Raw genomic sequence first — 12,111 nt, 5'->3', positions numbered from 1 at the left:
ATCAGAACGGCAGGCTGTCTGGTCCCTCGCCGTCGACACTCCCGTAGCTGACCAACACGCGCGGCTCGTCGAACTCTCCGCTGGTGACATCGCCGGTTCGCTCGAAGGCGATGACGGACGACTTCCGGGCCGACAATCGCTCCGCGATGCGCCGTGCCGCTGCTTCGGTCCGAGCCTCGACGGGCGCATCCATGCGAACGCCCTCGCGTCCGCTGGTGAAGCTCTGGACGATGTAGAACGACTTCCGCGCAGGTTCCCGAGATCCCATAGACGCCTCCAACCCTGAACACCCGGGTATTATGTTCCTGCTTCGTTCTACTCCTAGTCAACTGCGGTGGTTGCCCTGCACCTGTGGATAACCGCTGACAACCAAAGGTGCTACTCGGGTAGTTGACAACCAACAACCTCGGTTATAACCTTCCTCCATCGCCGCTCACCGAGCCCGATGGAGCAAGACGATGCCCCTCTCCGAAATCCTGATCGTTCTCGCGTTCCCCGGTGCGGGCTGCATCGGCTGGCTCGTCGGCTACCACCTCCTGGGTGGCGCTCCGGCCTTCGGCGAGGGCCGCTGACATGCGCCCTGCCTACCGCATCGCCCGCACAGGCCGCTTCTGGGCCGTCCACCACGAGCACTTCGGCCTGCTGGCCAATGACCGCGAGTGCGAGGCCGCCGCCGAGGCTCTGGCCGACGAGCACGCTGCCGCGCTCGACGCGGAAGCCGCCGAGATCGCCGAGGCGATCGCCGCCCACGATGAACCCCTCCTGCAGAGAGCCGCGTGATGAACCAGCATCGCCCGATCCTCGCCCTCATCCGCGCGTGCAACCCGACCCTCGACGCGCTCCACCCGCTGCCCGCCGGCGGCATCAGCATCCGTCACGCGCATCTCAGCGAAGCCTGGGCAGTCGTGAACGTCCTGGGCGCGCCGGACAGCGCTTGCACGACCGACGACGAGCGGGCCTACAACCGCGGCATCGGTGACGCCCTGGCCGCGATTGAAGCGCTGGGCGGGTGCGACCCGGCCGACCTGCTGCGCCGCTTCGTTGATGCGCGGAGGGCGTCATGAGCGCGCCCGTCTCGATCACCCGGGCGAGCCGCAAGCCGTTCACGGTGAAGCCGCTTCCCGCTGATCGTGGCCCGGCGCCGGAGAAGGGCACCGGCGCGCCCGCGCAGCAGTCCGACCAGCCGCGCCAGCCCAGCGGGCGTGACCGGCTCTACGCCGCCGCTCGTACCGCAGCCGCCCAGGGCGGCACAGCCCTTTCCCGGTTCCGAGAGGGTCTCACCGACCAGCAGGACGGCGCGCTCACCCCGATCCTTCCCGAGCTCGATGCAGCCGCGGCTGATGCCGATGCGCGCGACGAGGACACGTTCGCCGGCGACCTCCCAGATAGCGAGGCGGCGTGATGGCATCCGACGCCCCCACACTCGGCAGTAAGCGCAGCACCGCGGCGTTCCGGAAGTGGCTCGCCAAGGGCGGCGCGACGCTCGCTGATCCGACCTCGCCCTATGAGCTGATCCGCTTCCGCTGCCCGGCAGGTCTCGGCCTGATCTACCTCAACGGCCGCGGCGCTGTGACCAGCATGACGGACGTCGCACGCGAGGCGTGGGACGCCTTCGCGACCGGCGAGCCATTCCCCTTCCCGGAGGTCGAGGCTCAGGCCGTCCTGCGAATCCATGAGGTATCGAGCGACCCGGCCGCGCTCGGTGCGATGATGAGCCTGAGCGCCGGCGTCACCATCGCCGACGTGATGCAGGCCGTCCCGTGCACGATGAGCGCCGCGCTGAAGATGCTCGGCATCGCGCAGGCGGCCGGCATGCTCTGCCGCGGTGGCGGCCAAGACCGTCCGCCGCTCCGGTGGTCGCCTCCCCAGTCGACGAACAGCGAGGCCGCGTAGCCATGGCCGAACCCATCACCCTCGACACCGTCTACGCCGGCAATCTCCGCGACGACGGCCACCTCAACTACGGCAAGCGCGGCGGCGGCACGATCTGGCAGCACACCACGATCCCACGGCTGTCCGTCATCGACCGGCCGACGCTCAACGATGAGGAGACGCGCCGCGTCGGCGCCGGACGGCTCCGCGAATGGGTCGTCGACGGCGGTCGCGCCGGCAGCCTCGAGGGCGCGACCGCCGCGCTCAACGTGCCGCCGGTCTTGACCGACGAGGAGGCCGAAGTCCTGCGGCACGTCCCGGCCGAGTGGGTCGAGCTCCACGGCTTCCGGACCGCGCTCGCGGAGCAGCTGGGACGCGAGGTCGGGATCACCGTGATGCAGCTCCGGCACAAGGGCGCCATCGAGAACGAGTTGCGCCCTGGCGAGCCGCGAGCGCGACCCTGGATCCGGCGCACGCCCGAGGAGGCGACCCATGGCTGAGACCACCGGCATCTCCTGGTGCGACCGGACCTGGTCGCCGTGGATTGGCTGCACGAAGATCAGCCCGGCGTGCGACGGCTGCTACGCCGCGCACCTGATGGACACCCGGCTCGGCCGCGTCGAGTGGGGCCCGCACGGCGAGCGCGCGCGGACCAGCGAGTCCTACTGGCGCAACCTCGCGAAATGGGACTGCGAGGCGAAGGCCGCCGGCAAGATCATCAGCGTGTTCCCGTCGCTCTGCGACCCGTGGGACAACGCGGCCGATCCCGGCATCCGGCGCGAGTGGTTCGCGGTGATGCGCGAGACGCCGAACCTGATGCACCTGCTGCTGTCGAAGCGGCCGCAGAACGCGGTGGCGATGGCAGAGGCCGCCGGCGGGCTGCCGGACAACGCAGCGCTCGGCGCGACGTGCGAGAACCAGGAGGTCGCGAACCGGAACGTGCGGCACCTGCTCGACGCCGCGCGCGACCTCTATCCGGCCTTCACCTTCGTCTCGGCCGAACCGCTGCTCGGGCCGATCGACTTCACCTGGATCGACTACGGGATCGTCAGCGGCCACCGGGTCATCCGTAACGCGCTGAAGGACTGCGCCATCGAGCGCATCGATTGGGTGATCACCGGCGGCGAGACCGACCAGGGCGCGCACAAGGCGCGGCCGTCGCACCCGGACTGGTTCCGATCGATCCGCGACCAGTGCGCCAAGGCCGGCGTGCCGTACCACCACAAGCAAAACGGCGAGTGGCAGGACGGCAGCGCCTTCGGGCCCGCCTTCGGGCGCACCGAGCACCGGATCATCTACCGCGACGACGCGAGCGGCCCGCACACGCGCGACTTCTGCCTGCAGCGCGATCGGGAAGGCCTCCACGCGGGGCAACACCCGACCGTCGTCTCACGCGTCGGCAAGAAGGCCGCCGGCCGCCTCCTCGACGGCGTCGAGCACAACGGGATGCCGGAGGTGCACCATGGGTGAGCACACCAACCGGGGCCGATGTGTGGCTTCAGCTTCAGCCGAGCGTCTCGCCTTCTGCAGTCGTCTGAAGCTGCATGGTCCGGTCGCCCTCTATCCATGCGACCTTCATGGCAAGCTCTTCGACGAGGGCGGCGAGTTCCTTCGCCGTGTCGCCGTCGGCGGATTTAAGGGCTGCGGCTTTTTCAGCGATTTCGCGCGCGGTCATCGACGAGTCTCCAGAAAATTTCGACGTCCGCGCTCCGGCGGACCATCGCATATGCCGGTGCGAGAGCTCCTGTTCCACGCCAAATCATCGCGTACAGCCACCGGCGAGCGGCGAGGAGATGTTGGAGTGATCGATCTTATCACCCTCGACACCGTCTTCGCCGGCCATCTCCAAGATGGCCTCGAGCACAATGGGATGTGAGAGGTGCGGCGATGACCCTAAAAACAGATGGCACGACCCGTCTCGTTCTTATCTTCGGCGGCTACGCCTTGAAGATTGCACGCCATCATCGGAGCCGGCGCTGCAATCGCTTCGAGGCACGCATCTGGTCGGAAGCGACATCCGACCGGAGGAAGATGCTCTGCCCCGTGCTGGCATGTCGCGAGGATGGTCAGTTCCTGCTCATGCTGGCCGCTTCCGCCCTCAGCCAGGAAGAGGCCGCCCGGCGTCGACGCGACTTCGAATTTCCCGATTGGGATTACATCCCCGGAGGGGAGAGCGAGCCATTCGAATACAAGGCGTCGGAATGGGGAAAGGTGAATGGCCGGCTTGTAGCCGTCGATTACTCCGCGCCAGCTCTACTTGTGCGAGGGGAGGATTATTAGGTGGTCGCCTACAGCTTCAAAAAGCGGTTCGGGCCGCCGATCCTCGCCGGAACGAAGGCGCAGACGATCCGCGCCGACCGCAAGCGCCACGCCCGCCCGGGCGAGCAGCTGCAGCTCTTCACCGGTATGCGGACGAAGCACTGCCGGCGGTTGGGCGAACCGGTGTGCCTCTCGGTGCATCCGGTGCGTCTCGTGTTCGCCGAGCGCGGGATCCCGGAGGCCTTCCAGGTCGACCATGCGCCGATCGGCCTGATGGCGATGGTGGCGTTCGCCCAGGCTGACGGGTTCGTCGACCTCGACGACATGCGCCGCTTCTGGTGGGCCGAGCATCCGCCTGAGGAAGGCGACACCCTCGTCTTCGAGGGCTTCCTGATCCGCTGGCAGCCGCTCGTGCCGGCCGACGCGCTCGACATCGCAGCGAGGGCGGCATGACCGCGACCACCTCCACCCATCTCCGCGAAGACGGAAGGGACAGACTACGTTCGGAACTTCGCTCCGATGCTTTCGTCGTTCCGCCAAGCGACCTCGCACACGAAGGTCTTGTCGAGAAACGGTGCCGAGAGGACAAATACCGCCGGCACGATGGCGGCATCCGGCAGGGTGACCCGGATTCCCTGCTCCGAGACATCGTAAACGATACACCCAACCGATTTGTGCTCGTCGATGCTGATCGACCCGGTTCCGTCGGTGCGTTCGCGGTGAGCAGCTCTGCGTTCCATGGGTCGTTCAAGTCCGATGCAACCGATGGCAGATCCTCGCACGCGCGGATGAAACCGGCGCTTGAGTTTTACCTAAAATCTGAGCGATCCGGCCTCCACATCCTTTCCTGCGGCCGGCCGCTGAGGAGCCGGTCAGCCCTCAGCTTTGTCAGCCTGACCGGTCTTCGCTCCACCGTTCGGGTCGGTTTCGTCTTCGCCGGCGTCGTCGGACGCATCACGCCCTTGCGGCGTCAGCCTTGGCGCAGCGATATCATCTTCCGTCGCCTGCGAAGCGGGCGCGCCGGGCTTCTTCGTATTTTCGGACATGCGGCTGTTCCTCGCTCGATGTCAGGCGATCACGTTCAACGCTTGCTCGACGTCCAGAGTCATGACGCCGAGCCCGAGCGCGTAAGCCACTTCGCGAAACATGATCGATCTCCGGGTGGTGGTTTGGGGCATCACGCCCTCGTTTGCCGGACCTACCGCGCTGGCCGGCGAGTGTTCCGGAGCCGGCACGTCGTGGTGACAATTCGGAGGGTCGTATGAGCCGCCGCTTCGCAGCGGACACGTCCGTCTCGATGGACCGGAGCATCGCCGAGATCCGCACCACAGTCCGGCGCTACGGCGCCGCCGAGTTCGCGCACATGGAGAGCGACGACCACGCGGCGATCGCCTTCACGATGAAGGGGCGACGGATCCAGTTCACCCTGGCGATGCCGAACCCGAAGGACCGCGCCTTCACTAAGACGGACACCGGCCGAGATGGGACGCCGGCCGCAGCGGAAGCGGCATGGGAGCAAGCCTGCCGCTCGCGGTGGCGCGCGCTCGCCCTGGTCATCAAGGCGAAGCTGGAAGCCGTCGAGGTCGGCATCGTCGCGTTCGAGGACGAGTTCCTGGCCAATACGGTCATGCCTGGCACGGGCGTCACGTTCGGCGCAGCCGTGCGCGAGGCGATGGCGATCGCGCACCAGGAGGGCTCACACACGCCGCTGCTGCCGTACCTTGGAGATGGGGGAGGGCGATGACGACGCTTCCTCTCGGCATGCTGCCGCGCGGCCTCACCCGTGAGCAGGCCGCCGAGTACTGCGGGTGCGATTCCCTCGCTGCGTTCGACGATTGGGTGCGCCGGAGCATCGTGCCGAAGGCGATCCCGGGCACCGCTCGCTGGGACCGCAAGGCGATCGACCGCGCCCTTGATCGACGGTCCGGACTTCTCGAAGCTGCCGACTCATCCTTCGAAGAGTGGGCGGCGAGCCATGCGGGTTAAGCTGAAGGGCATCAACACCGTCCGCTACCCGGCGGCCGATGGGTCGACGGTGACCTACTACTACCACCGCGCGACCGGCCGACGCCTGCAAGGCGAGCCCGGCACCGCGGAGTTCCAGGCCTCGTTCGAGGAGGCGGGGAGGGCGTCGTCCCAGGAGCGCGGCGCCGGCACCGTGTCGTGGCTGATCCGGCAGTACTGCGACTCGCTCCAGTGGAAGAAGCTTGCGGAATCCACCCGCGCGATCGGCACGCTCAACCTGAAGGCCGCCGAGGCCAAGTGGGGCACGACCCCGCTGAAGCACGTCGAGAACCCGCGGAGCCGGCCGCTCTTCCTGCGCTGGCACGACAGCCTCGCGGAGACGCAGCCGCGGGCGGCCGACAACAAGCTCGCGGCGCTCGCCCGCGTCTTCTCGTGGGGCTACGACCGCGGGCACGTCACTCACAATCCGATCGCCACCTTCGAGCGGGCCTACGGCAACAGCCGCGCTGAACTCATCTGGCTGCCCGAGCACGTCACAGCATTCGAGGCCGCCGCCGGGCCAGAGATCGAGCTGGCCCTGCTGCTCGCACTCCACACCGGCCAGCGGCAAGGCGACCTGCTGCGTCTCCCGTGGTCAGCCTACGACGGGCACGCGATCACGATGCGCCAAGGGAAGGGCGGTCGGAAGGTCTGGATCCCGGCGACGATCGCCCTCCGGGACGCCCTCGGAACCGCGCCGCGTCGAGCAACGACGATGCTGACGAAAGCCGACGGCGTCGCTTGGTCGAAGAGCGCCTTCCATCACGCGTGGAAAGCCACGTTCGCGAAGGCCGGCATTAGCGACGACCTCCACTTCCACGACCTGCGCGGAACGGCCGTGACGATGTTGTCGGAAGCCGGCTGCACGCCGCAGGAGATCGCCACCATCACGGGCCACACGCTGGCCTCGGTGAACAAGATCCTGGAGGTCTACCTGGCGCGGACGAAGGCGCTGGCGCAGAGCGCGATCGTCAAGCTCGATGCTCACTGCAGGAACGCGCGCTGATGGCCGAGGTGGCGCTACGCTGGAAGGCTGAGAAGAACCGGGGGCTGTTCGCGATCGTCGATGACGCCGACTTGCCGCTGGTGGTCGCGAGAAGCTGGTACGCGCACCGGGCAAAAGGGTCACACACGGTCTACGCTAAGACGTCGACACCCAGCGGATGGGTGTTCATGCACCACGTCATCGTCGGAAAACGGAGAGGGAAAGAGGTCGATCATCGAGACGGCAATGGGCTGAACAACAGGCGTTCCAACCTCCGCCATGTCACCCATTCGGTGAACCTGCAGGCGGCCTTCGACAAGCGCCGAGAGCGCCAGTTCGACGCCTGGTTCGAGGAACAGATGCGGCACCTAAGTGCGTGAGCTTGTCCAAATATTTTGCAAAAGACCGGGCGGCTCGCTGCCAGCATCCGGGACGCTTTGGGGAAAACACCAACAATAACAAGTTGGTGCGGCCAAGAGGACTCGAACCTCCACCCCTTGCAGGACTAGCACCTCAAGCTAGCGCGTCTACCAATTCCGCCATGGCCGCATCGGCACCCGTCGGGTCCCGTTCGCTTCTCCGAGATCCGGGTCCGCTGCGGCGGCCGGCGTCTCGGGTGAGCGGCGCAGCGGATACCAGATCGATCCCGATCCGACAAGCGCCGCAGCGCGGCAATTCGGTGCCGCGGCCGAAGTTATGATGCCGGCTCCAGGCGGCTTTCCAGGAACGGCACGGCGCCGTCGCCGATGGTGACGCCCGGCGTGCGCACCGAATCCGCCTTGCGGATCAGCTCCGTCACCTCGATCGAGATGCGGTTGCCGGTCACCACGATCTGGCCGCGGGCCACGGGATGGTCGTTGGCGAGGATCTCGACCAGGTCGGTCTCGGTCGCCTCCAGCTCGATCACCGCGCCGCGTCCCATGCGCAGCAGCATGTGCAGCGGCATGCGGGAGCGCCCGAGCACCACCGTGAGATCGACCTTGAGGTCTTCCAGAACCGCCACGCGTCCACCGCCCCCATGCGCCTTGCCACCGGCACGGACCGGTGGAAGGAGAGCATTCCCGACGAAGGGTGAAGCCTTGGTAAACGCCGCGCACCGTCTCGCGATCGCGCCCGACACCTTCCTGCCGCGGGCGGGCTCTCCGCCGGTGGGCTGGCGGATCAGCGACGCGCCGGTCGCGTACGAGGAAGCCGTCGCGTGGATGGAGGCCCGCGCCGAGGCGATCGCGCGCGGGCTGGCGCCGGAATGCGTCTGGCTGCTGGAGCACCCGGCGCTCTACACCGCCGGCACCTCGGCCCGCGAGGCCGACCTCGTCGCGCCGGCGCGGCTGCCGGTGTACCGGACCGGGCGGGGCGGGCAGTACACCTATCACGGCCCCGGCCAGCGGGTCGCCTACGTGATGCTCGACCTCAACCGCCGCCGCACGGACCTGCGCGCCTACGTCGCCTGCCTGGAAGCCTGGATCATCGCGACGCTCGAGGCCTTCAACGTCCGGGCCGAACGCCGCGAGGACCGCGTCGGCGTGTGGGTGCGGCGGCCGGAGAAGGGCCAGGAGAACGGAGACGCCGTCGAGGACAAGATCGCGGCGATCGGCATCCGCGTGCGGCGCTGGGTCAGCTTCCACGGGATCAGCCTCAACGTCGAGCCCGACCTCGCGGACTTTTCCGGCATCGTCCCCTGCGGCATCCGCGGCCACGGCGTGACCAGCCTGGCCGACCTCGGCCGCATCGTCGCGATGCCGGAGGTCGACATGCAGCTGCGGGCCGGGTTCGAGGCGGTGTTCGGGGCGACCGTGGACGAGGCGGAATAGCGATCAGAAATCCGCGTGCAGCCGGGTGGCGAAGAAGTCCGCCGGGCCCCGGTCGCGGTTGTAGGCGGGGTTGATCACCCGCTGGTAGTCGAAGGTCAGGGTCACGGTCTTTGTCAGGCCGATGGCGTAGTAGGCCTCGAGCGCCCGCTCGGGGGCGTAGTTCAGGCGCCCGTCGCCGATCAGCAGGCCGAGGCCGCCGGTGGCGAAGTAGGCCTGGTGCGCCTCGGTGAGGCCGTTCACCGTGGCGCCGAGGCCGACCGTGTCGCCTGCCCGGCCCCAGGCGGTCCCCTTGAGCGAGACGCCGCCCGACGCGCTCCGGTCGACGTCGGTGAAGGACAGGCTCTCGTTGCGCCCATCCGACAGGCTGACGCGGGCGAAGACGCCGAGATCGGCCGTGACCGCCTGCTCGAGGTTGACGTAGCCGCCGGTCTTGCGCCGCGGGCGGCGGGTGGCGGCAACCGCGTCGTTGACGTCGTCGAAGACGCCCGACTGCGTCAGCGCGACGACCTGCCGATAGCGCGCGGTGTTGCCCTGGTTCGAGAAGAACCCGATCCGTACCCGGCCCGGCTGCTCCAGCGCGGGCAGGACGTAGCGCCCCTCGAACTCGATGTTGGCGCCCTGGCGGTCGAACACCCGCGGGTCGAGCACGTCGCTCGACGGTTCCTTGGGCACCTGCGTGTAGGCGGCGCGCACCGCGAACTCGGCGCGGTTGTACTCGACGTAGACGCCTTGCGTGAAGCCGGGGAGGTTGGCCGGGAAGTCCCAGGCCGAGGCCGCCCAGAGCGACCAGTTCATGAAGTCGACGCGCGGATCGTGGGCGTAGACGTTGCCGTCGAAGAAGTCGCCGAGCGCGAACTTGCCGGCGACCACCGTGATCCGCTCGACGTCGCGGCGCGTGGCGACCTGGTTCGGGCCGTCGGGCACGTCCTCGGTCTCGCCCCCGAGGCCGAAGGTCTGGCGCACGAAGTAGCGGTTCGAGCGCAGCTTCGGGAACGGAGCGCCGGCCTTCTGCGCCTCGCCGTTGACGAAGCCGGCGACGCCCAGGGTCCGCGACAGGCCGAAGCCCTGGCTGAATTCCGGGTTGTAGTAGAGCTCGGTGCCCTCCCACAGCTTGAAGCCAACGAAGGCGGTCGCCGTCGTGGTCGCCTGGGCCTGGTGCGGCACCAGGCTGTTCGGGCCGAGATAGGGCGAGCGGAACCCGGTCACGCCCTGGTTGATGAAGGTGGTCTGGCCGTGGAGCGAGAACCGGCCGGTGTCGCCGTTGTCGGGGTCGTGCGGGGCCGCCTCGTCGGGCTCGGGCGGCAGCCGCAGCCCCGCCGGATACCAGGACAGCCGCGCCAGCATCTGGTTGGAGGTGACGTGCGCCTGCGTCGACACCGGGCCGAGGCCGGGCACCGCGCCGAGGTCGAACCGCCCGGTGCTGCCGAGATCGATGTAGCGGTAGTCGAGGCCGAGGGCGAGGTGCTCGGTGATCGCGTACTGGACGCCGGCCCCGAGGGTGAACCCGAGGGTTCCCCGGTCGGTCCTGGCCGTCGCGGCAGGGCCGCCGGCGCGGTCCGGATAGGTGGCGAGGAACCGCGTCTCGGCGCCGGCGAGGCCGAAGGTCGCGTAGATCAGCGCGCGCTCGAAGGCGAAGCCGAGGCGGGCGCGCAGGGCGCCGTAGAGGTCGGTCTTGGCGCGGATGACGTCGAAGACCGGGTCGAACCCCTCGTAGCCGAAGCCGGCGGCGGTCGAGGCGACCGGGCGCTTGAGGTTGGCGCCGGCGATGTCCGCCTCCAGGCCGTAGAGCCACGGGCCGGCCTGCCAGTTCCAGCCGCCGAACACGCCGCCGACGGCGGTGGTCGCCTCGCGGCTGCGGTCGGCGCGGCCGGTGGCATCCCCGGTCTTGAACGGCGGCACGGGGCGTCCGCCGATCGTGGTCGGTTCGAAGCCGAGGGCGCCGAAGGAGCCGCCGGCACTGCCCTCGATCCCGAGATAGCCCCCCGACCAGTCGACGAAGGCGGGCGCCGGCGCGCGCGCGACCGCGAGATCGGCGCCGAAGGCCTGCGCCGGAAGGAGGCAGGCACCGATCAGCCAGGCCGCGCGGCGACCGGCGACGCCCATCGATCCGGCGCTGTCCGCCTCGCCCCGATGCCGCATCGCCCTGATCCCCCGCACGTTCCGATGCGAGGTATAGCATTGGCTATAACTGCGGCAATCCCGGCCCTGCCGGCCTGCGCATTCCCGATCGCGACGTTGCAAAAATGCCCCGCGCTCGATGACGCGCGGATGACGCCGTTACGGCTGCCCCTCAGGCCGGCCCCGTGGCGACCGGGCGGCTCGGATCGCCCCCCCACTCGGACCACGACCCGTCGTAGAGCGCGCGGGCCGGGCGGCCGAGGCGGTCCAGCGCCAAGGCGACGATCGCCGCGGTGACGCCTGAGCCGCAGGTGGTGACGATCGGCCGGTCGGGGTCGACGCCGTTCTCGGCGAAGACCGCGCGGAGCGCGTCCGGCGCCTTGAGGTGCCCGTCGGTCAGCAGCGCGGCGTAGTGCAGGTTCCGGGCGCCGGGCATGTGGCCGGGGCGGACGCCGGGGCGGGGCTCCGGCTCCTCGCCGCGGAAGCGCGGCGCGGAGCGGGCATCGACCACCTGGGCGGTGCCGCCGGCCAGCGCGCGGGCGACGTCGGCCGCGTCGGCGACGGCGCCGTGGTCGAGCCGGGCGGTGAAATGGCGCCGGTCGCGGACCCGCGGCTCGCCGTCCTCGGTCGGGTAGCCGGCCGCGACCCAGGCCGGCAGGCCGCCGTCGAGCACGCAGACGTCGCGGACGCCGAAGGTGCGCAGCATCCACCACACGCGCGGCGCCGAGAACAGGCCGTGCCCGTCGTAGACGACGATGTGCAGCCCGTCGCCGATGCCGAGCGCCCGCATCCGCGAGGCGAACACCTCCGGGCGCGGCATCATGTGCGGCAAGCCGGATTCGGTGTCGCTCATCGCGTCGATGTCGAAGCGGACCGCGCCCGGGATGTGGGCGGCGCGATACTCCGCCTCCGGGTCGCGCCCGGCGGCGGGCAGGTACCAGGAGGCGTCGAGCACCACGATGTCGGGCGCATCCAGGCGCTGGTGCAGCCATTCGGTCGAGACGAGCGCGGTGTCGGCCATGATGCGTCCGGGAAGTCGTTGCGGGCGATGTCGGCGCCACT

Annotated in this window: 20 protein-coding genes and 1 tRNA gene; 13 read left to right on the top strand and 8 right to left on the bottom strand. The window is 69.2% G+C overall.

The window, feature by feature from the left end:
- Nucleotide 1: 1 nt before the first annotated feature.
- Entirely contained in the window at nucleotides 2–193 is a 192-nt protein-coding gene (locus tag MKK64_RS17305) for a hypothetical protein (RefSeq protein ID WP_243936120.1), read from the bottom strand.
- A 380-nt stretch (nucleotides 194–573) separates the two neighbouring features.
- On the opposite strand from MKK64_RS17305, the gene MKK64_RS17300 reads away from it, so the two are divergent.
- From MKK64_RS17300 to MKK64_RS17275, 6 genes are read left to right on the top strand one after another with little or no spacing between them, the layout of a single operon-like run.
- The gene (locus tag MKK64_RS17300) at nucleotides 574–780 is read left to right on the top strand and encodes a hypothetical protein (RefSeq protein WP_243936119.1); all 207 of its coding nucleotides are present in this window, start codon (nucleotides 574–576) and stop codon (nucleotides 778–780) included.
- Nucleotides 780–1,064, top strand: coding sequence for a hypothetical protein (locus tag MKK64_RS17295; protein ID WP_243936118.1), 285 nt, complete (start codon nucleotides 780–782; stop codon nucleotides 1,062–1,064). The genes MKK64_RS17300 and MKK64_RS17295 overlap by 1 nt, the downstream gene beginning before the upstream one ends.
- Entirely contained in the window at nucleotides 1,061–1,402 is a 342-nt protein-coding gene (locus MKK64_RS17290) for a hypothetical protein (RefSeq protein ID WP_243936117.1), read from the top strand. Before MKK64_RS17295 ends, MKK64_RS17290 begins: the two co-directional genes overlap by 4 nt.
- The gene (locus tag MKK64_RS17285) at nucleotides 1,402–1,893 is read left to right on the top strand and encodes a hypothetical protein (RefSeq protein ID WP_243936116.1); all 492 of its coding nucleotides are present in this window, start codon (nucleotides 1,402–1,404) and stop codon (nucleotides 1,891–1,893) included. The genes MKK64_RS17290 and MKK64_RS17285 overlap by 1 nt, the downstream gene beginning before the upstream one ends.
- Before the next feature lie 2 nt (nucleotides 1,894–1,895).
- On the top strand, nucleotides 1,896–2,372 hold the full coding sequence (locus tag MKK64_RS17280; protein WP_243936115.1) for a hypothetical protein: 477 nt from the start codon (nucleotides 1,896–1,898) through the stop codon (nucleotides 2,370–2,372).
- Nucleotides 2,365–3,342: a DUF5131 family protein gene (locus tag MKK64_RS17275; protein ID WP_243936114.1), complete on the top strand. Its 978-nt coding sequence runs from the start codon at nucleotides 2,365–2,367 to the stop codon at nucleotides 3,340–3,342. The genes MKK64_RS17280 and MKK64_RS17275 overlap by 8 nt, the downstream gene beginning before the upstream one ends.
- Before the next feature lie 34 nt (nucleotides 3,343–3,376).
- Here MKK64_RS17275 and MKK64_RS17270 read toward each other — a convergent pair whose 3' ends face one another.
- Complete coding sequence (locus tag MKK64_RS17270) at nucleotides 3,377–3,547, bottom strand: hypothetical protein (RefSeq protein ID WP_243936113.1); 171 nt, start codon at nucleotides 3,545–3,547, stop codon at nucleotides 3,377–3,379.
- A gap of 212 nt (nucleotides 3,548–3,759) precedes the next feature.
- Here MKK64_RS17270 and MKK64_RS17265 point away from each other — a divergent pair, with 212 nt between their 5' ends.
- Complete coding sequence (locus MKK64_RS17265; RefSeq protein WP_243936111.1) at nucleotides 3,760–4,152, top strand: hypothetical protein; 393 nt, start codon at nucleotides 3,760–3,762, stop codon at nucleotides 4,150–4,152.
- The gene (locus MKK64_RS17260) at nucleotides 4,153–4,584 is read left to right on the top strand and encodes a hypothetical protein (RefSeq protein ID WP_243936109.1); all 432 of its coding nucleotides are present in this window, start codon (nucleotides 4,153–4,155) and stop codon (nucleotides 4,582–4,584) included.
- 44 nt (nucleotides 4,585–4,628) lie between these two features.
- On the opposite strand, the gene MKK64_RS17255 is transcribed toward MKK64_RS17260, so the two are convergent.
- Both MKK64_RS17255 and MKK64_RS17250 read right to left on the bottom strand, forming a co-directional pair.
- Complete coding sequence (locus MKK64_RS17255; RefSeq protein ID WP_243936107.1) at nucleotides 4,629–4,871, bottom strand: PilZ domain-containing protein; 243 nt, start codon at nucleotides 4,869–4,871, stop codon at nucleotides 4,629–4,631.
- A gap of 132 nt (nucleotides 4,872–5,003) precedes the next feature.
- Nucleotides 5,004–5,177, bottom strand: coding sequence for a hypothetical protein (locus tag MKK64_RS17250; protein ID WP_243936106.1), 174 nt, complete (start codon nucleotides 5,175–5,177; stop codon nucleotides 5,004–5,006).
- A 215-nt stretch (nucleotides 5,178–5,392) separates the two neighbouring features.
- Here MKK64_RS17250 and MKK64_RS17245 point away from each other — a divergent pair, with 215 nt between their 5' ends.
- The 4 genes from MKK64_RS17245 to MKK64_RS17230 are packed head-to-tail and all read left to right on the top strand — an operon-like array spanning nucleotide 5,393 to nucleotide 7,500.
- Nucleotides 5,393–5,875 (top strand): hypothetical protein, encoded by a 483-nt coding sequence (locus tag MKK64_RS17245; protein WP_243936105.1) that lies wholly within the window; start codon nucleotides 5,393–5,395, stop codon nucleotides 5,873–5,875.
- Nucleotides 5,872–6,117 carry a hypothetical protein gene (locus MKK64_RS17240; protein ID WP_243935112.1) on the top strand — a complete coding sequence of 82 codons (246 nt, stop codon included), beginning with the start codon at nucleotides 5,872–5,874 and terminating at the stop codon, nucleotides 6,115–6,117. The genes MKK64_RS17245 and MKK64_RS17240 overlap by 4 nt, the downstream gene beginning before the upstream one ends.
- On the top strand, nucleotides 6,107–7,141 hold the full coding sequence (locus MKK64_RS17235) for a tyrosine-type recombinase/integrase (RefSeq protein WP_243936104.1): 1,035 nt from the start codon (nucleotides 6,107–6,109) through the stop codon (nucleotides 7,139–7,141). The genes MKK64_RS17240 and MKK64_RS17235 overlap by 11 nt, the downstream gene beginning before the upstream one ends.
- Nucleotides 7,141–7,500, top strand: a complete 360-nt coding sequence (locus MKK64_RS17230; RefSeq protein WP_243936103.1) for an HNH endonuclease — start codon at nucleotides 7,141–7,143, stop codon at nucleotides 7,498–7,500. The genes MKK64_RS17235 and MKK64_RS17230 overlap by 1 nt, the downstream gene beginning before the upstream one ends.
- Nucleotides 7,501–7,584: 84 nt before the next feature.
- On the opposite strand, the gene MKK64_RS17225 is transcribed toward MKK64_RS17230, so the two are convergent.
- Nucleotides 7,585–7,669, bottom strand: a tRNA-Leu gene (locus MKK64_RS17225).
- 145 nt (nucleotides 7,670–7,814) lie between these two features.
- Nucleotides 7,815–8,123, bottom strand: coding sequence for a FliM/FliN family flagellar motor switch protein (locus MKK64_RS17220; protein WP_147728794.1), 309 nt, complete (start codon nucleotides 8,121–8,123; stop codon nucleotides 7,815–7,817).
- 76 nt (nucleotides 8,124–8,199) lie between these two features.
- Between MKK64_RS17220 and lipB the strand changes: the two genes are divergently transcribed.
- Nucleotides 8,200–8,931 carry a lipoyl(octanoyl) transferase LipB gene (gene lipB, locus MKK64_RS17215; RefSeq protein WP_147842152.1) on the top strand — a complete coding sequence of 244 codons (732 nt, stop codon included), beginning with the start codon at nucleotides 8,200–8,202 and terminating at the stop codon, nucleotides 8,929–8,931.
- A 3-nt stretch (nucleotides 8,932–8,934) separates the two neighbouring features.
- On the opposite strand, the gene MKK64_RS17210 is transcribed toward lipB, so the two are convergent.
- Both MKK64_RS17210 and sseA read right to left on the bottom strand, forming a co-directional pair.
- Nucleotides 8,935–11,034: a carbohydrate porin gene (locus tag MKK64_RS17210; RefSeq protein WP_147842163.1), complete on the bottom strand. Its 2,100-nt coding sequence runs from the start codon at nucleotides 11,032–11,034 to the stop codon at nucleotides 8,935–8,937.
- Between the two features lie 187 nt (nucleotides 11,035–11,221).
- Nucleotides 11,222–12,070, bottom strand: a complete 849-nt coding sequence (gene sseA, locus MKK64_RS17205) for a 3-mercaptopyruvate sulfurtransferase (protein WP_243936102.1) — start codon at nucleotides 12,068–12,070, stop codon at nucleotides 11,222–11,224.
- Between the last annotated feature and the right edge of the window lie 41 nt (nucleotides 12,071–12,111).

The organism is Methylobacterium sp. E-025 (assembly GCF_022829705.1).
Classification (GTDB): Bacteria; Pseudomonadota; Alphaproteobacteria; order Rhizobiales; family Beijerinckiaceae; genus Methylobacterium.
This window is presented reverse-complemented; position numbering and strand designations above follow the sequence as displayed.